Origin of the sequence: Corynebacterium appendicis CIP 107643, assembly GCF_030408415.1 — a bacterium.
Taxonomy (GTDB): Bacteria; Actinomycetota; Actinomycetes; order Mycobacteriales; family Mycobacteriaceae; genus Corynebacterium; species Corynebacterium appendicis.
In genome coordinates this window covers 2,017,789-2,043,938 of sequence record NZ_CP046976.1, presented here as the reverse complement: position 1 = coordinate 2,043,938, position 26,150 = coordinate 2,017,789, and the positions used below count along the sequence as shown (strand labels likewise).

At 64.3% G+C, this 26,150-nt stretch carries 21 protein-coding genes; 11 read left to right on the top strand and 10 right to left on the bottom strand.

Translation table 11 applies throughout. The features are described from left to right. Window positions 1-63: 63 nt before the first annotated feature. Both CAPP_RS10030 and CAPP_RS10025 read left to right on the top strand, forming a co-directional pair. Entirely contained in the window at window positions 64-2,151 is a 2,088-nt protein-coding gene (locus tag CAPP_RS10030; RefSeq protein WP_076599027.1) for a hypothetical protein, read from the top strand. Window positions 2,152-2,365: 214 nt separating this feature from the next. After that, window positions 2,366-2,506: a hypothetical protein gene (locus tag CAPP_RS10025; RefSeq protein ID WP_290172873.1), complete on the top strand. Its 141-nt coding sequence runs from the start codon at window positions 2,366-2,368 to the stop codon at window positions 2,504-2,506. A 239-nt stretch (window positions 2,507-2,745) separates the two neighbouring features. Here CAPP_RS10025 and CAPP_RS10020 read toward each other — a convergent pair whose 3' ends face one another. Further along, complete coding sequence (locus CAPP_RS10020) at window positions 2,746-4,032, bottom strand: acid phosphatase (protein ID WP_076599026.1); 1,287 nt, start codon at window positions 4,030-4,032, stop codon at window positions 2,746-2,748. 259 nt (window positions 4,033-4,291) lie between these two features. Here CAPP_RS10020 and CAPP_RS10015 point away from each other — a divergent pair, with 259 nt between their 5' ends. Beyond that, on the top strand, window positions 4,292-6,046 hold the full coding sequence (locus CAPP_RS10015; protein ID WP_076599025.1) for an alkaline phosphatase D family protein: 1,755 nt from the start codon (window positions 4,292-4,294) through the stop codon (window positions 6,044-6,046). 94 nt (window positions 6,047-6,140) lie between these two features. Here the strand turns inward: CAPP_RS10015 and CAPP_RS10010 are convergent, their stop codons facing one another. After that, window positions 6,141-7,523, bottom strand: coding sequence for an FAD-dependent oxidoreductase (locus CAPP_RS10010; protein WP_076599024.1), 1,383 nt, complete (start codon window positions 7,521-7,523; stop codon window positions 6,141-6,143). 360 nt (window positions 7,524-7,883) lie between these two features. Between CAPP_RS10010 and pta the strand changes: the two genes are divergently transcribed. Together pta and CAPP_RS10000 are read left to right on the top strand one after the other, a co-directional pair. Next, a complete protein-coding gene (pta, locus tag CAPP_RS10005) occupies window positions 7,884-9,257 on the top strand; it encodes a phosphate acetyltransferase (protein WP_076599023.1) in 1,374 nt (457 codons plus the stop codon). Beyond that, window positions 9,257-10,456, top strand: a complete 1,200-nt coding sequence (locus CAPP_RS10000; protein ID WP_076599022.1) for an acetate kinase — start codon at window positions 9,257-9,259, stop codon at window positions 10,454-10,456. The genes pta and CAPP_RS10000 overlap by 1 nt, the downstream gene beginning before the upstream one ends. A gap of 298 nt (window positions 10,457-10,754) precedes the next feature. On the opposite strand, the gene CAPP_RS09995 is transcribed toward CAPP_RS10000, so the two are convergent. From CAPP_RS09995 to CAPP_RS09985, 3 genes are read right to left on the bottom strand one after another with little or no spacing between them, the layout of a single operon-like run. Next, a complete protein-coding gene (locus tag CAPP_RS09995) occupies window positions 10,755-13,553 on the bottom strand; it encodes a serine/threonine protein kinase (RefSeq protein ID WP_084560551.1) in 2,799 nt (932 codons plus the stop codon). A 3-nt stretch (window positions 13,554-13,556) separates the two neighbouring features. Further along, window positions 13,557-14,600 (bottom strand): glutamate ABC transporter substrate-binding protein, encoded by a 1,044-nt coding sequence (locus CAPP_RS09990; RefSeq protein WP_076599021.1) that lies wholly within the window; start codon window positions 14,598-14,600, stop codon window positions 13,557-13,559. Next, on the bottom strand, window positions 14,600-16,126 hold the full coding sequence (locus tag CAPP_RS09985) for a GlnX family signal transduction membrane protein (protein WP_084560550.1): 1,527 nt from the start codon (window positions 16,124-16,126) through the stop codon (window positions 14,600-14,602). Before CAPP_RS09985 ends, CAPP_RS09990 begins: the two co-directional genes overlap by 1 nt. A 56-nt stretch (window positions 16,127-16,182) precedes the next feature. Between CAPP_RS09985 and CAPP_RS09980 the strand changes: the two genes are divergently transcribed. The 3 genes from CAPP_RS09980 to CAPP_RS09970 are packed head-to-tail and all read left to right on the top strand — an operon-like array spanning window position 16,183 to window position 18,407. Then, window positions 16,183-16,647 (top strand): NUDIX domain-containing protein, encoded by a 465-nt coding sequence (locus tag CAPP_RS09980; protein ID WP_076599020.1) that lies wholly within the window; start codon window positions 16,183-16,185, stop codon window positions 16,645-16,647. Beyond that, on the top strand, window positions 16,640-17,662 hold the full coding sequence (locus CAPP_RS09975; protein WP_076599019.1) for an ABC transporter ATP-binding protein: 1,023 nt from the start codon (window positions 16,640-16,642) through the stop codon (window positions 17,660-17,662). The genes CAPP_RS09980 and CAPP_RS09975 overlap by 8 nt, the downstream gene beginning before the upstream one ends. Continuing rightward, window positions 17,655-18,407, top strand: coding sequence for an ABC transporter permease (locus CAPP_RS09970; protein WP_084560549.1), 753 nt, complete (start codon window positions 17,655-17,657; stop codon window positions 18,405-18,407). Before CAPP_RS09975 ends, CAPP_RS09970 begins: the two co-directional genes overlap by 8 nt. Before the next feature lie 268 nt (window positions 18,408-18,675). Here CAPP_RS09970 and CAPP_RS09965 read toward each other — a convergent pair whose 3' ends face one another. Genes CAPP_RS09965 through CAPP_RS09950 form a run of 4 tightly spaced genes read right to left on the bottom strand, consistent with a single transcriptional unit; the run spans window position 18,676 to window position 22,590 of the window. Further along, window positions 18,676-20,235 carry a phospholipase D-like domain-containing protein gene (locus CAPP_RS09965; RefSeq protein WP_076599017.1) on the bottom strand — a complete coding sequence of 520 codons (1,560 nt, stop codon included), beginning with the start codon at window positions 20,233-20,235 and terminating at the stop codon, window positions 18,676-18,678. Continuing rightward, the gene (locus tag CAPP_RS09960) at window positions 20,232-21,014 is read right to left on the bottom strand and encodes an exodeoxyribonuclease III (RefSeq protein WP_076599016.1); all 783 of its coding nucleotides are present in this window, start codon (window positions 21,012-21,014) and stop codon (window positions 20,232-20,234) included. The genes CAPP_RS09965 and CAPP_RS09960 overlap by 4 nt, the downstream gene beginning before the upstream one ends. Before the next feature lie 5 nt (window positions 21,015-21,019). Then, entirely contained in the window at window positions 21,020-22,027 is a 1,008-nt protein-coding gene (locus tag CAPP_RS09955) for an N-acetylglutamate synthase, CG3035 family (protein WP_076599015.1), read from the bottom strand. Then, window positions 22,027-22,590 carry a peptide deformylase gene (locus CAPP_RS09950; protein WP_076599014.1) on the bottom strand — a complete coding sequence of 188 codons (564 nt, stop codon included), beginning with the start codon at window positions 22,588-22,590 and terminating at the stop codon, window positions 22,027-22,029. The genes CAPP_RS09955 and CAPP_RS09950 overlap by 1 nt, the downstream gene beginning before the upstream one ends. 45 nt (window positions 22,591-22,635) lie before the next feature. On the opposite strand from CAPP_RS09950, the gene CAPP_RS09945 reads away from it, so the two are divergent. The 3 genes from CAPP_RS09945 to CAPP_RS09935 all read left to right on the top strand — a co-directional run bounded on the left by CAPP_RS09945 (window position 22,636) and on the right by CAPP_RS09935 (window position 25,737). After that, window positions 22,636-22,863: a DUF3263 domain-containing protein gene (locus CAPP_RS09945; RefSeq protein ID WP_076599013.1), complete on the top strand. Its 228-nt coding sequence runs from the start codon at window positions 22,636-22,638 to the stop codon at window positions 22,861-22,863. A 183-nt stretch (window positions 22,864-23,046) separates the two neighbouring features. Next, complete coding sequence (locus tag CAPP_RS09940; protein ID WP_143313858.1) at window positions 23,047-24,450, top strand: LytR C-terminal domain-containing protein; 1,404 nt, start codon at window positions 23,047-23,049, stop codon at window positions 24,448-24,450. Window positions 24,451-24,600: 150 nt separating this feature from the next. Beyond that, on the top strand, window positions 24,601-25,737 hold the full coding sequence (locus CAPP_RS09935; RefSeq protein WP_143313861.1) for a glutamate--cysteine ligase: 1,137 nt from the start codon (window positions 24,601-24,603) through the stop codon (window positions 25,735-25,737). 30 nt (window positions 25,738-25,767) lie between these two features. On the opposite strand, the gene mnhG is transcribed toward CAPP_RS09935, so the two are convergent. Beyond that, complete coding sequence (mnhG, locus tag CAPP_RS09930; protein WP_084560559.1) at window positions 25,768-26,145, bottom strand: monovalent cation/H(+) antiporter subunit G; 378 nt, start codon at window positions 26,143-26,145, stop codon at window positions 25,768-25,770. Window positions 26,146-26,150 lie beyond the last annotated feature (5 nt).

Below are 26,150 nucleotides of genomic sequence, written 5' to 3'. Positions count from 1 at the left end.
CTAAGACCGCAATTCTACGGTTTTCTTAAGATATCCATCATTATCTATCAGGCAGGAATCGTCATGACACAATCTGCTCTCGCAACACCGTCGCTGTCGGCTGACCGCGCGCGTCGTTACGCCATCGCTTCCCTTGGTATTGGTAGCGGCGCTCTGCTTTTTGCTCCGGCTGCGGACGCTGCACAAATCGACCAACTGAACCCCGAAACGATTCTGTCCGATCTCGGACAGGCGACTGAGGCGCCCGCACCGTTTTCGCCTCTGAAGTCGATGAATGACTTCACCCAGTCCATCGCGGGTATCGCACCGTCTAACCTGCTTCGCACCAACAGCGCTGGCGGCGACGATGCCACTGAGGCTCCGATCGGTGCGGTCTACACCCCGTACGCGGTTCAGACTCCGACTGCTGAGCAAATCACTAACGCACTGCGCGAGTACCCGGTGCAATCCCTGGAGGCGCGTTTCCTGCGCGCTAAGGATGCAGAGAACGACTGGAACACCCTGGCTCAGTTCTTCCTTGCATATCAGGAGCCGAATGAGGCGACCCGTGCGGCTGTTGATCTCGATCTAGACGTTCTCACAAACAGCATCCAAAGCGGTGCGATCGTCGCCGACGTTCAGGGCGCTATTCAGGACACCCTAGCTTCCCCGGAGTTCGCCGCATGGCAGGGCAACAACGAGTCCATTCTGCGTATTGATCCTGCACTCCGCGGCTCTGACCGTGCAGCTGCAGGCGTGGCTGCTGTCATCGACACCTTCACGGTGAACCCGGCCCGCGGTGTGGCAGACCTGATTGAGGTCGCCGGCGGCCCGGTCGGCATTCTACTTAACCCAGTTGGTGCCGTCGTCAAGGTCATGACTGCTGTTCTCGGCCGCGACGTGATGAGCGCGCTCGAGAAAGACATTGAGAAGGTCGGCAAAGAGACTGGCAAGGAGTTGTTGAAGGAGTTTGCGAAGGAGTTCGCCAAGAACTTCGCGAAGGAGATCGCAAAGGCCCTGCTAATCCCGATCGCCGTTGCACCGCTGCTGATTCCGGTCGCTCTGGTTTTGGCCCCCTTCGCTGCATTGGGTGCTGCGCTTCTTGCTCTGCCGCTGTCGATCGTGGCTGAGCTGCTCACCTTGGGTCTTTTCCCGACCCTGCCGTTCATCATCGGCGCTGGCCTGTTGGGCATGACGATCGCACTCGCTCTGCCGATTCTCGTTCCCGTGCTCGTTCCAGTGATTCTGATTGCAACCGGTTCGATCTTCACTAACGCGCTGTCGGGTGCCGCTAGCTCGCTCTTTGAAGACAGCCCGTCGATTGCCGCAGAGGTTCTTTCCGAGCAGCTCCAGCTGCTTGTCGACATCATCGGAAGCCGCCTCACTCATGCCGCTTTCACTGGCTGGGAGCGTTCCCTGCTGAAGGGCGCATTGGACATGCTGGGAGAGATCTTCTATGGCTCCACGCCGACCGGTATCGCGTTCGCGGACTTGGCCAACCGCTTCAACAACATCCTCTATATGATCGCGTTCATCGACGGGCGCAACCTGTTGGCCATGATCGCCCGCGGCGCAATCGCCGGAGCCCTCGCAGGCGCTGTCTTCCTGCCGCTGACTCTCCCGTTGCCGGTCATCGCTTTCGCCCTGCTGGGTGTGGCTCTGGGTGCTGCAGCTGGACTCGCGGTCGGTGTGGTGAGCTCGATCCTGATCACCGTGGCTGCACTCGCAGCATCGGCATTCAACTTCCTGCTCATCCCGATCGCCATCTTGGTCGCAATCATCGCTCCGCTGATCGCCATTCCAATCGGCGTTCTTTTTGGTGCGATTTACGGGGCGGTCTTGGGTGTCATCATCGGTGCTCTCCTCGGCGTCGCTGTGGCTCTCGTCCCGGCACTCATCGGTGCAGTCATCGGTACCGTTGCGGCCCTGGCCACCCACGTTCGGTACGAGTCTGGCACCCGCGAGGATGGCACCAAGTGGACCAACGCACGCGTGCTCAACCGCGGCGGCTTTGGCGACTTCCTGAAGTTCATCGACGACCTGAGCGGCCGCACCGATCCGGCCCTCCTCCGCGTCGCTATTCCGAAGGCTGCTGCCCCGCAGATTGTTGAGCGCCCGCGCCCGAACCGCGACCGCGCACTGAAGAACGCTACCGCGCTGCTCGACTCGTAAGAGTTGCCGGTCGGGCTGAACCGTCAAGCTGAAGCCCCCGGAGACTAGGCGAACTAGCCTCCGAAATCTGGACTGGTTCAGGTCGAAGCCGTTAGGGGTTAAAGGGTCTGATCCCGATATTGCATCGGGTTCAGGCCCTTGACTCGTTCCTGGAGGTGGTCGCTGTGTACCGCCGTTCGAAGTACTTTTTCATGATTTACTCATGTACCCGGTCGTGACCGCTTCTGTTATCGCCGCTGAGGTCAACACCGATGTCAGCGATGTGGGCACGGGGAGAAAAAACCGCACGGTCGAGCAGGTCCGCGACTGGGGAGAAATGCATCTGTGTCCAGTGCTGACTTCTCACCCGACCTAATGGGAACAGTTCATATCACACTGGGGTTCGCTCAGAGTTACCGTGTGGATCTAGCTGCCGAGATGTCCCATTAAGCGGAATTGTGGGGTGGGAACTCACCTGCAATATTCTTGCCGAGCGTGATTGAGATCCATCGCTAAGCACCTGAGATACGAGACATCCATACCGACCGTACGATTGCAAAAGCAAAATCCTCCCAGACGCTGTAGTGCGTCAGGGAGGATTTGGAATTGGTCAGGCTATTTGAGCTTGAGGCTGCCGTTCGGGTTGATGGTGCCGGCTTCGGCAGTCGCCTTGGCCAGGTTCAGTCGCTGCCAAGAGCCACCCTCGCCCTGCCAATCGAGCGGATTGCCGGCCTTTCCGGCAGTGGTGTGCAGCACGCCTGCGCGCTTTCCGTAGTCAGATCCCGGGTAGGAGTTCGAGATCAGTACCGGTGCGGATTGCGGAACGATCATAGCGGCATTCGGGTCGTAGATAGTGTCGAAGCCGTAGTTCATCCACTCGGTGTACTGCTTGACGGCCTCCTGGGTGGAGATGAACGGGGTGTCGGTGGCGACGAGTTCCGGAATGGACTTGCCGGTGCGCCACTCGACCTCGGCACGAAGTTCGGCGGCGGCCTGGTCGATGGCGTTACGCATCTTCGGGTCGTTGAGGCGGTCAGCGGCTGCTGCCTGGCCGGACATGCGACCACCGATCACGTCGAGCGGGTAGTGCACGCCGAGAACGATGCGGCTGTTGCCTGCGAGTGCACCGCGGTAGTGGAGCTGCGGAGCGACTTCGGGAACCATGTAGGCGAGGAGCGAAGTGACCCAGGTCGCCTGGTTGGCGTGGCCGGATGGGAATGCCGGGCTCTCACCGTACAGGTCGTCTTCGTAGAGATTGTATTCCTTGATCCGGTCAGGGGCGACGACGAACGGGCGATCCTGGTTGAAGAGAATCTTCTCGATGCCGGTCGAGCTGGCGATTCCGCCTGCACGGGCGAGGAAGCCGTTGCCGAGCAGGTACTGGGTCTTCGGAAGGCGGTTTTCCTCCAGTGCGTCGCGGACGGCCTTGCCGAATTCCTGGCCCAGGGCCGGAGAAAGGGTTTCAACGAGATTATCGGAAGCTGCGAGAGCGTCGACCTGTGCATCGGCGATGCGCTCCGGAGAGGCGTAGTTGTTGATCTGAACGGCGGTGTCGAGATTCTTCTGCATGATCTCCGGGTGGTTCCGGCGAACAGACGGGAAGAGCTGGTTGACCTGGTAGTAGATACCGCCGTAGTACGGGGAGACATCGGAGATGTAGCCGGCGAGGTAGTCGGGGCTGAAGGGAGTGGGGACTGGCGCGCCCGCGTGCTGTGCCGGGACTCCACCGGTGCTGGAGCCAGTGACCGGGCTTTTTAGCTGAGGAGCGGTGAGTGATGCGCCTTCTGGAAGCTGGAAGTTCAGTGCCTCAAGCGGCTGGGCAACAGCGACGGACGGGGAGATAGTGGCAAGGCTGAGCATTGCTGCTGCAGCTGCGCTAACAACGCGGGAGTTCTTGGTCATGAAAATTAAGTTATTAGCGCCTTTAAATAGTTGCAATAGAAGCTGGGAGAAGACTAGGTGAACATAAGGAGAAGGCGACGTAAATATGGCGCTGAACACCCATTTTGACTTTCTTAAAGGGCGGCGGTTCTTGACGACGAAAAATTTAGATGCGCACTCATATGGTCTGTCTGAAATTGAAGTGAATTCATCTTTAAGAGGTACTTGTTCATGCCACCTCCCGCCCAACAGAGGTGACCGAAAGTGGAACGATGGAGTTATGTCGGACACAAGCCAGAACCAGACCCCATCCACCGAACCGAAAGCTATCCGTAGTACCCGCCGTAACTTTCTCAAAGGCGGTGCGGCCGCCATTGCAGCTTCCGCAGCTGTGACGAGTGTCGCGCCGGCATCCGCGCAGAGTTCGTGGGGCTACTTCAACAAACCAGCTCCGCTCGAGCCGGCTCCGCAGCCGCTGCCGTTTTGTCACGGTGTCGCATCGGGCGACCCTCTGCCGGACTCGGTCATCCTGTGGACTCGCGTCACCCCCGATGAGAACGCCCGTCCGGGATCGGGCACCGGCGAGGCCACCGATGTCCGTTGGGAGGTGAGCCCGAACGAGTCCTTCGATTCGGTCGTCGCTTCCGGTACGGCTCGAACATCCCGCTCTTCGGACCACACGTTGCACATTGACGTGAAGGGGCTCGCTCCCGCCTCCGTCTACTATTACCGGTTCATTATTGAGGGTGGCCCGCACGCCGGCGCTCACTCGCCGGTCGGCCGCACGAAGACCGCGCCAGCTAACGACGCTCACGTCGAGTCCTTTAAGGTCGCTAGCTTTTCGTGCGCAAACTGGGAGGCAGGGTTCTATACCCCGTACCGCGACATGGCTGAGCGGGGTCGTCGCGACGAACTCGATTTGGCAGTGTGCCTCGGCGATTACATCTACGAGTACGAACAGCGCGCCAGCAAGGCGATCCCGTCTGTTCGCTTATACCAGCCCCCGCACGAGATTCTCAACCTCGAGGATTACCGTATCCGCTATGGCCAGGCTCGTACGGATCTCGATCTCCAGGCGGCTCACGCCGCCTTGCCGTGGGTCGCTGTGTGGGACGACCACGAGGTGGCCAACGACAACTACGACACCGGCGCGCAGAACCACACAGAATTCACCGAAGGTAGCTACCGCGCCCGCCGTGCGGCTGCATCGCAGGCCTACATCGAGTGGATGCCTATCCGCTCTAAGGCGCTGGGAGAGGGCGGCAAGCTCTACCGAAGCTTCACCTTCGGCGATCTCGTTGAGCTGACTATGATGGATCTGCGCACTTACCGCGACAAGGTGGGACGCATCAGTGGCGCGCTTTCGCCGAGCGCACCACGCAGCATGCTCGGTGACGAACAGTACCAGTGGCTGGTCAACACTCTGCGGGGCTCGAAGACTAAGTGGAACGTCTTGGGTAACTCCGTGATGTTCTCCCCGCTGGCGGTCGGTGCCTTGCGCAACGACCCGAATGTCAAGCCGGTGCTCGATGCCATGGTGGAGAACCTCGGCGACAATGTTCAGCTCTTCACAGATGTGGCCGAGTATGGTTTCCTGGTCAACTCTGACCAGTGGGACGGATACCTGATGGAGCGAAAGCAGCTCATTGTCGACATGGCTGAAGCCGGCGTCACCCCGCTGTTTCTGACCGGCGATATCCACTCCGAATGGGCGCACACGGTCTACGATGGAGACAAGCCGCTGGGCTGCGAGATGGTCTGCGCCTCGATCTCCGCCACTGGTGTGGGAGATATTCTCGGCCATGCGGTCGGACCGCACCCGACCTTGAACGGAATCGCCTACAACTACTTGCACAACTCCAATCCGCAGCTACGCCACGTCGACTGGGATGCTCACGGCTACTGTGTCGCGACGATCCGACCGGACGATGTGGACATGACGTGGATCCGCGCGGACAACATCACCGACCCCGCATCTGCGGTCCGTTCCACAGTGATGCTGAACTGGCGTAAGGGAGTCGGCTTCACCAACTAAGCACGTTCCTATTGAGGCTGGCGTATCTAGATAGGAGCGAGCAACGTTGGAAGGCGGGTCCATGACCGCCTTCCAACGTCTTCGAGCTGTGCCCCTAGATTGAGTACTCGGGGTGGGAGGCGTTGACCATGTCGTCCCACTCGACGATCTTCTTGCGCTCGCGGCCTTCGGCCTCGCCGAGGGCGCGCTCGGCGGCGTCGAGGTTGTGCCAGCCTTCCCAGGTGGTCACCTTGACACCCTTGTCCTTGAGGTGGTCGAGGATGGCCTGGTCGTCGCGGTGTTCGGTGGGGGTGAGGGTGCCGTTGCGGTAGTCGTCGAGAAGCATGGTGGTGGTGTCCTTGGCGTCGGACTTGGTGTTGCCGATCAGGCCGACGGGGCCGCGCTTGATCCAGCCGGTGGTGTACAGGCCGGGGATGATGTCGCCGCCGAATTCGGTGAGGACGTGGCCTTCGTCGTTGGGGATGACGGCGCGGTGGTCGTCGAAAGGCACGCCGTTGACGGCGTCGGAGCGGTAGCCGACGGCGCGGTAGACGGCCTGGACGTCCCAGGTGGTGGTCTCGCCGGTGGCAGTCACGCCGCCGTTGCCGTCGAGTTCGGTGCGCTCAGTGACAAAGCCGCTGACCTTGCTGTCCTCGCCGATGATCTCCACGGGGGACTCAAAGAAGTGGATGAACAGCTTGTGCGGGGCGCCCTTCGGGTCGCGCATCGCGTAGCCTTCCAGGGTCTGGCACACAAGGTCGACGCTTTTCGCTTCTCGACGAGCCGCCTCCGACGCCTCGTCGTAGTCGATATCCTCCGGGTCGACGATGACCTCGATGCTGTCGGAGTGGTCCAGCTCCTTCAGTTCGAGAGGGCTGAACTTGGCCTGGGCGGGGCCGCGGCGGCCGAAGACGTGGATCTCCTTCGCAGCGGACGCGTTCAGGTTGTCGTAGACGTTGTCCGGGATCTCCGTGACCTTGAGCTCGTCGGCGGTCTTGGCCAGCACGCGGGCGATGTCGAGCGCGACGTTGCCGACGCCGACGATGGCGACCTTCTCAGCGGTGAGATCCCAGTCGCGGGTGAAGTTCGGGTTGCCGTCGTAGAAGCCGACGAACTGGCCGGCACCGTAGTGGCCGTCGAGCTCCGCACCTGGGACATTCAGGTCGCGGTCGGCGGTCGCGCCGGTGGCGAAGATGACGGCGTCGTAGTACTCCTGCAGCTCTTCGACAGTCACGTCCTCGCCCACGTTCACGTTGGCCAGCAGGCGGATCTCCGGCTTGTCCAGCACGTTGTGCAGGGACTTCACAATGCCCTTGATGCGCGGGTGGTCCGGTGCCACGCCGTAGCGGATCAGGCCGAAGGGGGCGGGCATGCGCTCGAAGAGGTCCACGTGCACGTCCACATCGGACTTGACCAAGAGGTCGGAGGCGTAGATGCCGGCGGGGCCGGAGCCGACGACGGCGACGCGGAGGGTGTTGTCGGAAGTGGGAGTACTCATAGAGGTCGAAACTGTCCTTTGTGCTGTCGGTGTTGTCTCACGCAGGGCATCCTGCGGATGGTTCTTGCTGTTATTTGTAGCGCCAGTATAGGGCATGAGCCAAACAATTCTAGACAAAGCGGTCTTTTCGATTCGGACTGCTTGGTTTAGCCGGTGTGCGGGGTGGGGAGAGATTGATGCCCATCGGCGGTGTAGCCAACGCCACCTGCGTGTGTCCTGGGCGGGGACTACACTTGAAAAAAGCTGGACAGCGCGCGCAGGTGAGCGCGTCGATCAGCTGCGCGAGACGCGCACACATCGCGTGCAAGGCGCGAATACACCGTGAAGCCAAGGGCGAATGCCCGGAAAGGTTGTTTCTAGATGGCTGCAAACAGGTCCGTTCTCATCACGGCGCTAGGCCGCGCACTCGAGGGGGGTGACATCGAGGCGCTAGCGGGGGAGAAGAACCTGAAGGTCGTGAATTTGAGCGACCAGGAGCGCGATCTTTCCGCAATCGTGTCGGCGGACCTGCTCGCTGACGGTGACAGCCTGATCATCGGCACCGGCGACTACACCTTCGACGCGGAGGTCGCCGCGGCGCTCGGTGTCCCGGTGCTGCTGCTCACCGCAGACGGCGCAGCTGAAAGCCCGGCGGCAGAGCTCGCTCTGGCTCGGGTGGGGGAGCTGGGGGCGGAAGCACGAGGCGTCGATAAGCTCGATGCTTCTGCTCTCGACGCCGCACTCGGCGCGGGCGCGCGGCAGGTCATGTCCCCCGCTGTGTTCGAGAACTGGCTGATCCCGCGCGCGAAGGAGAAGCGCGCGCACATCGTCCTGCCGGAGGGCGAGGACGACCGCATCCTGGAGGCCGCTCACCAGCTGCTCAAGCAGGACGTGGCAGACCTGACCATCCTCGGTGTCAGCGACGATATTGCGCGCCGCGCCGACGAAAAGGGCCTGAACCTGTCGGGCGCGAACATCATCGACCACCTGAATTCCGAGCTGCTCGACGAGTTTGCGGAAGAATTCGCTGAGCTGCGCAAGAAGAAGGGCGTCACCGTCTCCGAAGCGCGCGAGACGATGAAGGACATCTCCTACTTCGCCACCATGATGGTCCACAAGGGCCTCGCTGACGGAATGGTCTCCGGTGCGGCGAACACCACGGCGCACACCATCAAGCCGTCGTTCCAGATCATCAAGACCGCGCCGGGCGCATCCGTTGTGTCGTCCGTGTTCCTGATGGTCATGCGCGACCGCCTGTGGGCGTTCGGCGACTGCGCCGTGAACCCGAACCCGACTGCCGAGCAGATCGGTGAGATTGCCGCCGTGTCCGCGAAGACCGCGGCGCAGTTCGGCATCGACCCGAAGGTGGCCATCCTGTCCTACTCCACCGGTTCCTCCGGCTCCGGCCCGGACGTGGAGCGCGCTGTCGAGGCGACCGCCAAGGCCAAGGAGCTTGCCCCGGACACGGCTATCGATGGCCCGCTGCAGTTCGACGCCGCCGCCGACCCCGGCGTGGGCAAGAAGAAGGCCCCGGATTCCCCGGTGGCCGGCCAGGCGAACGTCTTCGTCTTCCCGGACCTCGAGGCCGGCAACGCCGGCTACAAGATCGCGCAGCGCACCGGCGGCGCGCTCGCCATCGGCCCCGTCCTGCAGGGCCTGAACAAGCCGGTCAATGACCTGTCCCGCGGCGCGACTGTCCCGGACATCGTCAACACCGTCGCTATCACTGCTATCCAGGCGCAAGGAGCTCACTAATGGCCTACGCACTCGTCCTCAACTCCGGTTCCTCGTCGATCAAATTCCAGATCGTCGACCCCACCGCATCCGCCTCCGACCGCCCGTTCGTGACCGGCCTGGTCGAGCGCATCGGCGAGCCGAACGGCCGCATCTCCATCAAGATTGAGGGCCGCCACGTCGAGTCGAATATGCCGATCCGCGACCATCGCGGCGGCCTGATGCTGGCCATCGCCATGCTGGACGCCAACGGCGCCGGCCCGACCGCGGTGGACATCATCGCCTGCGGCCACCGCGTCGTCCACGGCGGCAAGACCTTCAGCGCGCCTGTGCTTGTTGACGACGAGGTGGTCGAGCAGATCCGCGAACTCGTCCCCCTTGCGCCGCTGCACAACACCGCGAACGTCGACGGCATTGAGGTCGCCCGCGACCTGCTGCCGAACGTCCCGCACGTGGCTGTGTTCGACACCGGCTTCTTCACCGACCTGCCGGCAGCCTCCGCGAACTATGCCATCGACCTGGACGTCGCCCAACAGCACCAGATCCGCCGCTACGGCTTCCACGGCACCTCCCACGAGTTCATTGCCCGCGAGGTCGCCGACCACCTCGGCCAGTCCGTCGAGGAGCTCAACCAGATCGTCCTCCACCTCGGAAACGGCGCCTCCGTCTCCGCCATCCGTGGCGGCCAGGCACAGGACACCACCATGGGTCTCACCCCACTCGAGGGCCTGGTCATGGGCACCCGCTCGGGTGACATCGACCCGGGCGTGATCTTCCACCTTTACCGCACCGCCGGCATGGACATCGACGCCATCGACGACCTGCTCAACCGCCACTCCGGTGTGAAGGGCCTGTCCGGCGTCAACGACTTCCGTGTCCTGCACGAGAAGATGGAGGAAGGCGACGAGAAGGCCAAGCTGGCTTACGACGTCTACATTCACCGCCTCCGCCGCTACATCGGCGCCTACATGATCACCCTGGGCCGCGTGGACACCATCACGTTCACCGCCGGTGTCGGCGAGAACGACGCCACCGTCCGCACCAACTCCCTGGCCGACCTGGAGAACTTCGGCATCAAGATCGACGAGGAGAAGAACCAGAACGGTTCCGGCCCCCGCATCATCTCCACCGAGGACTCCGCCACCAAGGTCCTCGTCGTCCCGACGAACGAGGAACTTGCCATCGCGCAGAAGTCCGCCGCGATCGCAGAGTCGCTCTAAGCGCCTCTCCTCTCAGAGCCCGCCGCGGACGCCGCCCGCGCTAGTCAGCCCGGTTCCAGCACTGCTGGGGCCGGGTTTCGCGTTTTCACCGTGGTCGCGTTGCTCGGAGCCCGCATGAACTCAACGGCATGGGCTGACTTGCATGGACTTTTCGGCATGAACCGAGTGCGGTGGCTGCTTTCGGCGAAAAAACCGGCGGGCCACTCAGTTCATGCAGGTCACTACATGCAGGTCAACTGATCCAGGACAGTTGATGCGAGTGGCCGTAGGCCTGCCCCGTAGGCGCGCCCCGCAGCCGCTAGAACCAGGTCGCGGGGCGGACTTTGTTCGCGGTGTCCACCAGCGCGTAGCGGTGGCGGGCGAACGGGGCCCGGCGGGCTTGTTCGCGCAGGGTGATGGCCAGGCCACGGCGGAGGTCCTTGATGGTGAAGTCGTACTCGAAGAGCTGGGTCTTCGCGGTGGCGGCGGAGGCGCCGGAGTCGCGGAGGAATGTCAGGCCGGCGCGGAGGACGGCGACCTTGATCTGGAGCAGCCGGGGCTCGTTGGTGGGGATCTCCTCGAGGCGGCGTGCGGCGCGGCGGATGCGGGACTCGGTGAGCGCGTCGCTGACCAGGTAGAGGATCGAGGTCAGTTTTGCCATGCGGTGGTGGCGGGACTGCTGCGGCACCTTGTCCAGGGCGGCGACGGCCATCTCGACTTCGCCTTCGTACATGAGCTGGCGGGCCAGGCCGAAGGCGGACGAGACCGTGGTGGGGTTGGCGGCCCACACGAGGGCGTAGAGGCGCATCGCATTGAGCCGGAGTGTTGCCGGATGGTCGGTCACGTGAGACCACTTGGGCGAGATCACGCCGGCTTTCTCCTGGGACCGGAAATAGGAGTTGGGCAATTCACCCAGGTCGGTGCGGATGGAGGAGAGATGGCGGGCGAGGGTGTCATCGATAAGCTTTTGTTGTTGTAGTCCTGATTGCTGGAGGAGAAGCTCGTCGACGGCGGCGAGCGCGAGCTTGGGTGCGGCCTCGCCGGGGACGATGTCGAGGACGGCGGAGAAGTCGCGCTGCGCGGAGGCGAAATCGCCGTGGATGAGCTCGGTGAGCCCCTGGTACCAGTGGTAGCGCCAGTCGGAACGCAGCGGACCGTCGAGCTGGCTGAGCCAGTGCTGCGCCTGCGTGGTCAGGCCGAGGTCGAGCATGGCGCGGGCAACGGCGAAGGGGATTTCGGCGGAGTGGGCGTATTCGGTGGCCTTGAAGGCCTGGCGCAGAGCTTCCAGGGTCTCCTGGGGCTCGGCGTAGGAGGTGCCGGAGAGCAGTCCCGCGCCGACATCGGAGCGATCGATGAGGGGAGTGGGCAGCGCGGACACCACTTCGGAGGGGGTGATTTCGACGGTGCGGTCGATGCCGTCGATAAGCTGATCGGTGCGGAAGACGAGGTGCTTTGTGCCGAATGTCGTACGTTGCGGCGAGAACAGCGAATGCTGCGCGGGGTGGTTGATGCCGTCGCGCAGCGCAATGATTTCGCGCAGGACGCCGAGCAGCTGTCCCTCGAGCTCTTCCACGCTGCGGAAACGCTGCCGCGGGTCCGGATTACAGCACCGCGCGAGCAGACGGTACAGCGAGATATAGCGGCGCAGCGTCGGCGAGTCGCTCGGCGTGGGCAGCGTGTGCGAGTACGCGCCGCCCTCCTTCGGCAGCTCGAGGATGAGCGCGGCGAGCGTGCGCCCGACGGTGTAGATGTCGCTGGCGATGCTCGGACCCTCGCGCGCGACCTCCGGCGCCTGGTAGCCCTTCGTGCCGTAGATGAAGCCGTACGCGCCGATGCCGCTGACCGCGCCGAGGTCGATGAGCTTGACCTGGTCTTCCGTGACAATGATGTTGTCGGGTTTGAGGTCGTTGTACACCACGCCGCGACTATGCAGGTATCCCAGCGCGGGAAGCACCTCCAGGATGTACGCGATCGCCTGCTCGATGGGAAGAAGGTGCGTTTCTTGCTCATTTTTTCGTTCGCGTAACGACGGCCCACCCACGAACTCCATCACAATGAATCCCCCGTCAACCCTGGGGTCGTCGATGAAGTTGAAGATCTTCACGATGCCGGGGTGCGTGATGTCCGCCAGGAATTCGCGCTCCGCCGCCGCGGCAGCCGCCTCGTCCTCGCTCTTCTCCGATTGCATGCCTTTGAGCACCACGTGGCGGCCCGCCACGAAATCGTCCTGCGCCAGGTAGAGCCAGCCCATGCCGCCATGCGCGATCACGCCCAGGATCCGGTACTGGCCTGCGACGACATCGCCCTGCTGCAGCTGCGGCGCCGGGATCTTCTTGTTGACGATCGCGTTCGTCGGATCTTTGATCGCCTCATTCGGCTCCACCGGTGCGACCCACGGCAGCTCCACCATGCCGTCGGCCACCGTGCGCGTCGCACGCTTGACGCCGCGCAGTTCGCGGAATGTGTCCAGCGCCTGCCTGCGCGCCCGTTCACTCGTGCTGGCCTGTGCCCGTGCCAGCGCTTCCTGCTGCGCCCGCTCGTTCGCTTCCTTCTCCGCGTGCGCCGCCTGCGCTCTTTGCACCTGGCCGGCACGCAGTTCACCCAGGTCTTTCAAGAGGCCCGCGTACTCGCCCGCGCTGCCGTACAGATCCGCCTCGTCCAATTCCGGCACGTGGGTGCTGTCCGTGATCTCTTCGTCGTCCTCGTCCGCGAACGGGTCGAAAGCCACCGCCTCCGTCGCCTGGGGGCCGCCGGCGTCGTCTGCGTCTGCGCTGGTGGCTTCGCCTTCGTCTTCGCCGTCCTCGTCGTCCGCGAACGGGTCGAACGCGACCGCCTGCGTCGCCTGCGGCTCTTCTGCTGGGGCGGATTCTTCCGCCTTTTCAGGCTCTTTCGGCCGGGCGTGCTCGGTCACCTGGTCGATGTCGCCGTGGTCGTACCAGGAGAGCCAGTCGTCGTCGGTGCTGTTCTCGTTGGCGGTCTCGCCGGCGGTCTCGTCTTCTTCGTCTTCCGCGAACGGGTCGAAGGCGACGGCCTGGGTCGGCTCCGGGTCGTGCAGGTCGTCGCGGTCGCATGGGAGGTCCTGCTCGTCGGGGGTGCGGTCGGACTGACGGTCGGCCATGGCTTAATCTCCTTCCGCGCTGTCGGGGTTGCCGGCGTCGGGCTCGTCGGGGCGGTATTTGAGGGCGGGGGCGGAGCGGGCGCCGATATGCGGGCTGAGCCACTTGTCGAACATGGCGTCCCACGTGCCGTCGCCGCGGATGCGCTCGAGGGTGGAGTTGACCTGGCGGGTCAGGCCGTCATTGCCCTTGGGAATGCCGACGGAGTACTGCTGGTCCGCCACCGCCTCGCCGGTGACGGTGGTCAGCGGGTCCTGGGCGGCGGCGCCGGCGAGAATGGTCTCGTCGCCGAGGATGGCACCGGTCTGGAACTGCTGCATGGCCATCAGGCAGTCGGTCCAGGTGCGGGTGCGCAGGATCTCCTGGTCGGGGAAGGTGCGGCGGGCCATGTCGACGACATTGGAACCGTCGGCGACGCAGATGCGCGCGTCGGTGATGTCGCCGGTGGACTCGATGCCGGAGGCAGACGGGACGAGCATTCGCACGCTGGAATCGAGGTAGGGGGCGGAGAAATCGATCGCCTCCAGGCGCTTCTTGGTGATCGACATGGTGCGCACCACGATATCCACCTGGCCCGACACGATCGCCTCCGTGCGCATGGTGGAGTCGATGAAGCGGAAGTCGACCTTGTCCGGGTCGCCGAAAATGTCTCTTGAAATCTCCCGGGCAAGGTCAATCTCGAAGCCTTTGAGCTCGCCGGTGGCGTTGTCGCGGAAGCTCAGCAGGTACTGGGACTGGTCCACACCGATGATGATGCGGCCGCGCTTGTGGATCTCCGGGATCCGTTCCTCCGGTGTTGTGTCGTCCGGGCGCAGCGAGCCTTCCCAGTCGGCGGGCTCGGCGGTCTCGCTGGGCTCTTCACCGGGCTCGTCGAGCTGCGCGCCGGGAGGGAACAGCTCGTCGTGGGTGGTGTCGTTGCTGGCCTGCTCCTGCGGCGGGGGAGGGGTGGGCGCGCAGGAGGAAAGCGTGAGAGCCACGGCGGCGAGAGCTGCGGTGAGGGAAGCGGCGGGGTGGGGGAGGGGTGGGCGTCGATAAGCGATGCGTGCCATCACACGTACTCCTGAATCCGGGGGCGGGCGCCGATGAATGCGCACACGATGGCGGCGAGCATGAGGACCAGAAGGCCCGTGGACATGCCGCGGGTGGTGCCGAGCGCGTCGTTGATGTGCGCGCGTTGGGCGTAGCGGGCGGTGCCGATGAGCTCGCCGAGGGAGTCGTCGAGAAGCGAGAACGCGGTCGCTGTCGTCGGCTCCTCGCTGTCCGCGGAGAGCTCGACTGCGCGGTCGTAGTCGCCGCTGTTCAGCGCGTTCATCATGGACGTGTGGGTGAGGCGCCAATCCGCGAGCGCGTTGCGGGCGGTGATGATCTCGTCCGCGTTCGTCACGGCGGACACCGCGTCGAGCGCGTTCGCGACCTCGGCCGAGGTGTCGTTCATCGACATTGTCGTGCGCTGCGTATTGCGCGTGAGCAGCGTGATCGTCTCCGCGGTGCGCATCTCCTGCGCCTGCGTCCGCGCGTTTGTGAGCTGCTCGTACGGGCCCGCGGTGCCCGCGAACTCGTGGCGGCCCGCGTCCCACGCCGCGATATTCGACGCGCCCAGCCACACCATCGCGACGAGCGTGAGCGCTGTCGCCGCGAGGAAACCCTTGTTCAGGCGGCGGCGGAACATGCGCCACAACGCGTACTGCGCGCCACCCAGCACGAGGAGCGCGGCGAGCAGCCCCGAGAGCGGAACCAGCTGCGCGCGGGTGAGACGGTTCATCTCGTCCTCCACCTGCTCGCGCGTGGTATCGAGGATGACCTGAGCCTTCAGCAACATCGTCTCGTGCATCAGCGAACTCGCCTGTGTCATGTACGCCACGCCCAGCGGGTTGCCCACGCGCTGATTCGCCTGCGCGCGCTCCATTAAGCCCGTGTACTGCGGGATGAGGCGCTGAATCTCGCGCACTAGGTCCTGCACCGAGTCCGTGTCGTCCGCGCGCGTGACCACGCTGCCGCGCAGCACCTCGTCCGCCGCGACCACCGCGCTGTCGATCGCGTCCAGGTATTCCTGATGCGACTCCGCCGTCTGCAGACCGGGCTGCACGAACGACGTTGTCGCCAACGCGTCCGCCTGGCTCATCGACGTGAACAGCGTGTGCGCCGAATTGCTCATCGGCTCCGTCGCATTCAGCAGCGTCTGCAGCCCCGACTCACGGTTCGCGCTCGCCTGCGACGCCGCCCACGCGCCCGCGACCATGAACAACGTCACCATCAGCAACATCAGCAAAAGCTTGCCGACGGTCGAACTCACAAACCCCCACGCATCCCCCACCCAACGACCTGTGCCGCCCATGTACTCCCCCAGGCGGGTCCTGATGCCGTGCAGCCCCTTCCGCCGCGGCGTCTCCTCCAGCTGGTCCAGCCATGCGTCCTCGTGCGCCACCAGGTCGTCCGGGCGAGCCTTCGACTTCCGCGGGGTGAAGCGGGGAAGTTTGACGGCCTTGCGGTCGGCTGGTTCGGCGGCGGCAACGACGGCCTGGGTGGCTGCCTTCTCCCGCCGCTTCGCTCGCTCCGCCCGCTGTGCCCGCGTCATTGCCCCAGAATAGCGCACTAGCACCGTGGTTCATGTGCACCGTTAGACTGGTTCGCATGGAAGGTGACGGCAACGGGTGGGTCGACGGCCCCGGCGGCAAGCGCGTGTGGGGAAAGTACGGTGCGGCGGGACTGTTCCTGCGCGCCGGGGGCACGGTGCTGCTGCAGCACCGGGCGCACTGGGTCGCCGACGGCGGGACGTGGGCGCTGCCCGGCGGCGCGCGCGATTCGCACGAGACGGCGCAGGAGGCGGCGCTGCGCGAGACGGTGGAGGAGTGCGGGATCGACACCTCGCTCGTCTCAGTGGAAAAAGAGCTGGTCACCGCAGGCGAAGAGCCCGGCTGGACCTACACCACCGTCATGGCGCACACCACGACCGGTGAGCCCATCGACCTTGAACCCAACGCAGAATCTATGGAGCTTCTGTGGGTTCCGCTGAACAGAATCAGGGAGTATGAGCTGCACCGGGGGTTTGAGTCGTCGTTAAGCGTGCTTTTGTGGCACGCTGAATCGCATGATTGACGTACAGAACCTGACCAAAGAATATGGGCAGGTCCGCGCGGTCGACGACCTCACGTTCCAGGTCGAGCCCGGCGTGGTCACCGGCTTCCTCGGGCCGAACGGCGCCGGCAAATCGACGACGATGCGCATGATCTTAGGCCTCGACACGCCAACATCAGGCACCGCGCTTATCGACGGCGCCCCCTACCGCTCCCTTTCCAACCCCCTCCGCAAGGTCGGGGCGCTTCTGGATGCCAAGGCGATCCACCCCAACCGCTCCGCCCGCAACGCGCTGCTGTGGCAGGCCCAAGCCTCGGGCATCCCGACCTCCCGCGTCGATGAAGTGCTCGACCTGGTCGGCCTGACCTCTGTGGCGAATAAAAAGGCTGGTGGTTTTTCCCTCGGTATGGGCCAGCGCCTCGGCATTGCCGCAGCCATGCTCGGCGACCCCGAATACCTGATCCTCGACGAGCCCGTCAACGGCCTCGACCCCGAAGGCATCCGCTGGGTCCGCGAACTGCTGCGCCGCTTCGCCGCTGAAGGCCGCACCGTGCTGGTGTCCTCCCACCTGCTTTCCGAGATGGCTCAGACCGCCGACCAGCTCGTGGTCATCGGCAAGGGCCGCCTTGTCGCAGCCGGGGCCGTCCACGAGTTCATCAAGGAGAACTCCGCCGTCACCACCGTCGTGCGCACCCCGCACCTCGACCAGTTCGCCGCTGCCCTTCGCTCGGAAGGAATTGAGTTCACCCAAGCCGCCGACCTCGACGGCCGCGCTGTATTGGAGATCCCCAGCCGCTCCTCCGAGGACATCGGCGCACTCGCGTTCTCGACCGGCATCATGCTCACCGAGCTTTCCGAGCGCCGCGCCTCCCTCGAAGACGCCTACATCCGCCGCACCGAGAGCGCCGTCGAATACCAGACTGGGATGCCCGCGGGGCCGGCCGCTGGTCCTGCCGCTGGTTCCGCTGACCCCACTGGTTCCGCGTCGGCTGGCCCCGACACTTTCGATTCCATGACGGGAGATCACCGTGCTTAATACAATGCTTTCCGAATGGACGAAACTCCGCACCACCAAGTCCCTCTGGTGGACCACGGGCCTGGCCATCTTGCTTCCGGTGTTTTTCACCGGTGTCAGTGCGGCCCTGGATAGCACTGAGTACCCGCTCTATGCCGCCGCGATCGCCGCCCAGAACTTCCTGGCCTTGGGCCTCATCCCGCTGATGATTCAGGCGGCGATGGTCGTGACTACCGAATACCGCTACAACGTCAACTCCATCAACTTCGCGATCACGCCCCGCCGCTGGCAGGTCGCCCTGGCCAAGCTGGTGGTTTACGGTCTGATCGCCGCAGTGATCACGCTGGTCACCTTGGTGGTCTCGTACACAGTCGGCGATGCTTTGGCGCCCAACCCGATCAACTGGACCAGCGATATCTTCGCCCGGCGTGCCCTGTGGGCTTTGCCGCTCCTGTCCTTCATCGTTGTCCTGCTCGTGCAGGGGCTCGGCTGGATCATCCGGGCTACGGCCGGTGTCGTGGTGATCGTGCTGGCACTGCCGATCATCGAGACGATCCTCGCTTTCATTCCCAAGATCGGGACGAAGCTGCAGTTCATCGCTCCGTTCCAGAACATGACCATCTTCGCACTGAACACCCCGCCGCAGGCGCCCAACCCCTTCGGAGGCGACGCGATCGGCGTGTGGGGCGCCTTCGGCATCGTCGTTGTGTGGGCAGTCGTGGTCTACTGCGTCGGCCTTTTGCTCCTGGAGCGCCGCGACGCCTAAGCGTGAGCCCACAAACAAGGAGTCACCTGCGGTTGGATCTTCCCGCCGCAGGTTTTCTTTTCCCGTTCTTTTTCACTCTTTCCTCGGTGCCGCGTCATGGCCAGGGCGCGGGTCGCGCGCTTTCAGAACCCGCTGGTGAATCTGTTTACATTTCGCGGTACCGTCCGAAAAGCCATAAACGCTCCTACCTGCGCATATAAGGAAGCGTGCAAGTGGGATATGTAAACAGATTCACTGGGTAGCTTGCCTGCACGATCTTGGGTGCGTGCTACTGCAGCGCCGAAGTCAGTTTGAGCACGTTGTCGATGTAGCGGCGGAACCAGGACCGCTGGTTCCACTCTTCGAGGGTGAGCTCGTGGGAGACGGAGAGGTAGGCGGCGGCGAGGTCGCACAGGTCGGTGATGAGGGGGCCGTCCAGGACGAACAGGCTGTTCTCGTAATTGAGGGAGAACGAGCGCATGTCCATGTTGGAGCTGCCCATGATGGCGATTTCGTGTAGGTCGGCGGCGGTCGCGGCATCAGGGGTGGAGCTGGCTTTGGGGGAGCCTTCGAAAGCTTCCGGATTGGACTGTTCGGAAGGGGAGTCGGCCCAGGCGACGGGGTCGGCGATGGCGAACTTGGAGTGGAGGACGTAGGGGGCGGGGAACTGCCAGATGTGGACGCCGGCCTCGAGAAGCTGCTGGTAGTAGGCGGATTGGGCGTGTTGGACCATGAACTGGTCGGCTTTCTCGCCCACGAGAAGATCCACACGGACACCCCTGTAACAAGCGGTGGTGATGGCCTCGAGCATGGAGTCGTCGGGCACGAAATATGGTGAACAAAGAACCAACCTTTCACGCGCGTGGTGGATGAGGGTGTTGAACATCCGCAGGTTGGGCTCGGTGGTGTATCCGGGGCCGGAGGGGATGAGCTGCAACGTGGAAGTGTCGGCAGCTGGCTCGTTGTCGTGCGGCGGGGTGATGTCGATGACTTCGCCGGATTCGGTGTACCAGTCGACGGCGAACAGGGACTCAAGCGAGGCGACGATCGGGCCGGTGAGTTCGACAAACGAGTCCACCCACTGGCGTCCCTTCTTGACGTGGCTGCGCACCAGGTAGGAGCGGTCGATGAGGTTGAAGGAGCCCATCATCGCGACGCGGTCATCGATGACGATGAGCTTGCGGTGGTTGCGCAGGTCGGGCCGGCGGAAGCGCCACTGCAGCGGCAGCAGGGGAAGCATGAGGTTCCACTCGATGCCGGCGGCGGTGAGCTTGCGCTTGAACGCGCGGAAGCCGGGGTATTTCTGGGAGCCGATGTGGTCGAAAAGCACACGGACTTTCACGCCGCGGGAAACGGCGCGCTCCATTGCCTCGAACACGGGGGCTGTCGTGGTGTCCCAGGCTTGGGCGTAGATTTCGATGTGGACGTGGGAGGTGGAGGCGTCGATAAGCTCGGCGATGCGCAGCATTGTCTTTTGGTAGTCGGTCCACAGCGCTTTCGCGTGGCCTTCGAGCGCGGGGTACCCGGTGAGCGTGCGGTTGAGGTGCGCCATCGACGCGACGTCGCCGGAGAGTCGCACGCTGTCGGGCACGTCGGGGAATTCGGCGTGGACGTCGTTGATCTCGTTGTGCGCTTCTTTTTGGATGCGGTGGCGCCGCCGCGAGAGATACGTCGAACCGAAGAAGAAATACAGCGGCAGGCCGATGAACGGGATCAGGAGGATGACCAGCAGCCATGCGTTCGCGCTGGACGGTTTGCGGTTTTCGGGGATGACACCGATCACGGCGAATTTGATCGTGTAATCCACGATCATCAGGATCAGTTGCCAGGTGGAAAGGTCGGGGATCATCGGACGTCGTCGATAAGCACGCGCGTCACGTCGTAGTCCGCGACGACGGGTGCGTGGTCAGAAGCGCCCTTGCCTTCGCGCTCATGCTTATCGACGAACCCCCCTGCCTCCATTCCCGTCAACTGGAAATCGATGAGCATGCCTTCATTCTTTTGGAAGCGCATGGCCTTGTAATCCCAATATGAATACGGGTCCTCGTGCTTAATGGGAGCGAGCCCGGATTCGAGGAGGTTGTCGAAGGCCGCACGCTCCGGCTCCGTGACGTGCGTCTTGCCTTCGAAGAAGGCGCGGTCCCACACGTCCTTGTCGGTCGGGGCGATGTTGTAGTCGCCGCAGAAGACCTGCGGAGTACCCGGCTCGACGGCCTCGGCGAGGCGCCACAGGAACTCGAGCTTGTAGTCGTAGTGGCGGTCGCCGATCTCGCGGCCGTTGGGGACGTACAGGCTCCAGATGTCCACCCCGCCGCAGGTGGCGCCGACTGCTCGTGCCTCTCGTTCTTGCGGTTTTTCAGGATCTTTGTGGAAGCGCGGCTGGTTGGGGAAGTGGTCTCTGACATTGTCCAGGCCCACGCGCGAAATCAGCGCGACACCGTTCCACTGGTGGTAGCCGACGTGGGCGACCTCGTAGCCCGCCGCCTCGAACGCCGAGTACGGGAATTTGTCGTCCGCGCACTTGGTTTCCTGCATAGCCAGGACGTCGATGTCGTTGCGCTCCAGAAACGCGACGGCGCGGTCGACGCGCGTACGCACCGAGTTGATGTTCCACGTGGCAATCCGCATGCGCTCTACCCTAGATCACCCTCGAGTTTCAGGGTGGCGTAGCGGTGGCGGTGGTGCTCGATGAATCCGAGCTTGTCGTACAGCCCGATCCCGGCGTCGTTGGTGGCGAGGACTTGCAGGTAGGCGTTGGTCGCGCCGCGGGAGGCTCCCCAGTGGAGCATGTGCTCGCCGAGCGCGATGCCGAGGCCTTGGCGGCGGTAGTCCGGCGCGACCTCGACGGCGGAGTAGCCGAGCCAGACGCGTCCGTCATCGGACGAGGTGATGGTGCCGCGTGTGATCGCGATGGTGTGCTCGTCGGGCTCGCGGGCGTGCGCGAGCAGGCGGCCGAAGCCGAGCTCCCCGTCGATCTCCTCTGCCAGCTCCGCGAGCGCTTCCGGCGGCAGCGGACGGCCGCGGAAGTGGTACATGTCCAGCCAGGCGTCGTCGGGCTCTGTGTCGATGCGGAATTCTACGTCGGGCTTGGAGGCGGGTAGGTCCCCGAGATCCTCGAGCGACCGGGTCATCGTGATGATCTCCGGGCCGAGCTCCCAAGCGTTCGGATTTCGTTCGACCAAGTGGAGAGCCGGCTTGCCGATGCGCTCCGGGATCAGCAACCGCACCGGCATCCTGCGTTCGCGGTAGAACTGCCCAATCTTGTCGATCGGCACCGGCTGCAGGCTGGCCGAGTGCCCGATCGGGGTAGCGGAATTAGAGCGTTCGGTGATGGAGGAGCCGGAGCGGGCAAGCCAGGCGTCGATAAGCGAATGCTCTTGGCCGGGGAACGCGCGGGCCGTGGCGGTCTCGACGGCGCGGATGTCGCTGTTGCGGATGCGGCGCGGGCTGAGGCGGCGGACGACGATCGGTTCGTCGATGCGGATCGCCTCCGCGTCCGATGGGAGGCCACCAACTTTCTGCGGGCGGACGACGAGCGGGTCGAGCGTGACCACGTGCCCGATGACGTCTGTGGCGTGGTTGCCGTGCCTGCGGCGGACGACGACGCGGTCGCCGGGGCTGACCGGTTCTTTACGGAACACTAGTGGCCGAACGGGTCGGGGTCCGTGCCCGGCAGCCACGTGTTGCCCGCGTGGTCCCAACCGTTGCGCTTGATCGCGCGCTTGGCCTCACGCTTGTAGCGTCCGGTGAGGACATCCAGGTAGACGTACCCGTCGAGGTGGCCGACCTCATGCTGCAGGCAGCGCGCGAAGAAACCGGCGCCCTCGACCTCGATCTCGTTGCCGTTCTCGTCCAGGCCCGTCACCTTCGCCCAGTCCGCGCGGCCGGTGGGGAAGGACTCGCCCGGGACGGACAGGCAGCCTTCGTCGTCGTCCTCGCTCGGCATCGTCTTCGGGATCTCGCTAGTCTCCAGCACCGGATTGATCACCGTGCCGCGGCGCATCGTGTCGCCGTCCGGGCAGTGGTAGACGAACAGCCGCTTATCGACGCCAATCTGGTTCGCCGCTAGCCCCACCCCGTGCGCCGCGTCCATCGTCTCGTGCATGTCCGCAATGAGCTCCTGCAGCTCCTCGATCGGCTCCGTCACCGGTTCAGTCGGGGTATGCAGGACAGGGTCGCCGTAAATGACAATCGGTCGGATCATGCGGTTCAGTATAGTTTCGCGGGTCGGGCCGTTATAGTTTCGGCTGTGGACCCGTCTGACTTGGCTATTCTCGATTTCGCTGGCCGCGCCCCCCGCAGCCTCGGCGCCCGCGAAGACGCCATCCGCGCTGAGCTGGGCATATCTCCGTTCCGGTACTACCAGAAGCTCAACTCTCTGATCGATTCTCCCGACGCGCTCGCCGAGCGGCCCCAGCTCGTCCGGCGTCTGCAGCGCATCCGGGAGCAGCGCGTTCTCGGTGGTGGTGAGGGGTAGCGGTTTGCTGGGTCCGCTTGGCTCCCTCCGCTCGTCGGTCTCGGCATAACCGCAGGAACTATGCAGGGCATAGTCGGCACGCGGCAGGCACCGGCATTTCCCCTGGGACTATGCAGCGCATAGTTGGCGGTTTCGGCGTGTTGGGATAAAGAATGAACGGTTCAGCACATTAGGGTGACGGCTGTGACTAATGTGAATCCTGGTAACCGTGACCCGCGCAAAGGCCGCTTCGGCGGCGCACGCAAGTTCTTTAGCCGCGACAAAGGCGAGGATCTGCTGCAGGACCGCGACGACCTCGCGGACGACCTGGTGCAGGAACCTGCATCCGACCACTACGAAGCCGCCGGTGACAGCTCCTTCGACGAGGCGTTGGATGAGTACTACGACTCCCGCGACCAGTACGACCCCCGAGCCGACCGCACGTACCACACGACTTCAACCGGTGAAATTACAGCTGACGAGGCCGCCCAGCGTGAACCGGTTGCGCGCGGCAAGCACCACCGTCGCGACGAGGCCGACTCTGCCGGCTACGGCTACACCGGGGGCCGCGAAACCCGCGGGGATGGCTACGGCTACGCGCCTAACCACGAAGCCGGAACAGCCGGTGCCGATTATGTCGAGCCCGAACTCGAACCCGCCGATTACATCGAGGGCGACAACGACTACGGCTACACCTCCAAAGCCGCGGCCTACGACGATCGCGCCGACTACGACGATTACGACCGCGTCGATGACCGCGCAGAACACGTCAACGATGAAGACGACCGAGCCGTCGCCGCCGCAGGAGCTGGCGCCACGGCCGCCGCTAGCGAAGGCGCACCGCGCAAGCGAGCGGCAGGTGCAGCCGGCACCGGATCGAGCACCGCGGCCGCTGCGGGCGGCGTGCCGAAGCGCGGTCTCGCCATGATCCTCATTGCCGTGGCACTGCTGCTGGCACTGTGGGGTGTGTACGCGATGACTAAGGGAGGCTCCGACGATCAGGCGGCCAACGATCCGGCAAGCCAGTCGGCGCAGGACCAGAGCGGCCAGGACGTGCAGGGGCAGAACGGCCAAAGCGGCCAGAACGGCGCGGCCCAGGGCGAGAACCCCAACGACCCGAACGCGCGGAATAACGCAGGCCAGAACTCCGACGACGCCAACGGCCAAAACGGCCAGAATGCCGAGAACGCCAACGCCCAGCAGGGCGGCGAGGCGGGCGACCAGAACCGCCAGCCGGGCGCGGGCGCAGGCCAGGCCGACAACAACGCGCCGGCAGGCCCGAACAACCCGATGACGCGGGAGAACCAGACGGTGAACGTCTACAACAACTCGGCGATGCCGGGCTTCGCGGACCAGGTCGCGGGCCAGGCGCGCGGCAAGGGAATCAATGTCGGCGAGGTCGGCAACATCCCGGGCGAGTCCGCGATCTTCGAGCAGAACACGGTGCTGTTCGACCCCGCCACGCCGGGGGCTGAGGACCGGGCGCGCGAGCTGGCGGACACGGTCGGCGGCATCGCGATTGCTAACGACGACCGCGTCCCCGCCGAGGCCAAGAAGCCCGGTTCGCTGACGCTGGTGCTGGCGGAGAACCGCGAGGTCGCCCTGTAAACGCGGTCTCAGTGCGGCCCGAGCCAAACTAGAGCGGCCGCCACGGCTAGAACCCTGAAACTAAACCCCGGACCGCCCCCGCAATGATTTGCGCGGGGGCGGTTCTTGCCGTATTCAGAGAGAATGACTGTGCCAGAAAACCAGGCAGTGATGGATCCTTTCCGGGACTTCAACCGTTCGGAGGGGCCGAGCCTGGGGGTCGAGTGGGAGATCGCTCTCGTCGACCCGGAGACCAGGGACTTGGTGCCGTACGCGGCCGAGGTCATCGAGGCGGTGGAGCAGCGGTGGCCGGAGACGCACCTGGAAAAGGAGTTCCTGAAGAACACCATCGAGCTGGTCACGCCGGTGTGCCAGACCACCGCCGAGGCGATGGCCTACCTGCGGGAGACCAAGGACAAGATCCAGCAAGTCACGGACGAGAAGAACTTGAAGCTGTGGGCGGGCGGAGGACACCCGTTCGCGGATTTCCGGACGCAGCCGGTGGGGGACAAGCCGACGTACACGGAGATCATCAACCGGACCCAGTACTGGGGCCAGCAGATGCTGCTGTGGGGCACGCACGTGCATGTGGGCATCCGCCATGAGGACCGTGTGTGGCCGATCATCAACGCGGTGATGACGAAGTACCCGCACCTGCTGGCCATTAGCGCGTCGAGCCCGGCGTGGGAGGGCCTGGACACCGGCTACGCGTCGAACCGCACGATGCTCTACCAGCAGTTGCCCACAGCGGGCATGCCGTACCAGTTCGGAAGCTGGCAGGAGTGGGTCGATTTCATGCGCGACCAGACGAAGTCTGGCGTGACGTCGCACACCGGATCCATGCATTTCGACGTCCGCCCCGCCGCCAAGTGGGGCACCGTCGAGGTGCGCATTTCGGACGCGGCGACGAACCTGGAAGAGCTCGCCGCCATTGTCGCGCTGACGCACTGCCTCGTCGTGCACTACGACGAGATGATCGACCGCGGAGAGGAACTCCCCACTCTCCAGCCCTGGCACGTGGCGGAGAATAAGTGGCGCGGGGCCCGCTACGGGCTCGAGGCCGAGGTGATCACCAGCCGGGACACAGACGAGCGCCTGGTCACCGATGAGTTGAGGGACATGGTGGGTCAGCTGCGGCCCGTCGCTAAGCGTCTCAGCTGCGTCGACGAGCTGAACCTGATTGAAAAGATCGTGGACAACGGCGCGGCCTACCAGCGTCAGCGCGCGGTGTACGAGGCGACGGGCGATTGGCGCGGCGCGGTGGACCAGGCGGTGGACGAGCTCCGCGCCGGGCACCCGGGCGCATAAAACCCAGCGTTCAAAACCCGAGCGCCCGAGCTAAGCGCTCCGCTGCAGATCGCCGGGGTGCTCGTTGACGGCGATGTCGTCCTCGTCGCCGTAGAGGCCCTCGCGGCGGGACACGCGGCCGAGGCGCTGTGCGGTGACCGGGTTGGTCATGAGCGCGAAGAGGACGAGCAGGAAGAGCATGCCCACGTCGCCGCGCTGGCCGACGTCGAAATGCTCGGATCCGGTCAGGCGGAAGATGACACCGAGGATCACCATGATGAGACCGACGGTCTGCGGCTTGGTCACGGCGTGGACGCGCGCGAGCGTGGTGTTGAAGCGCGCGATGCCGACGGACGCGAAGAAGACCTGCAGCGCGCCGAGCACGATGAAGATCAGCGACAGGACGTCGGAGATGAATTCCCAATTCAGCGACA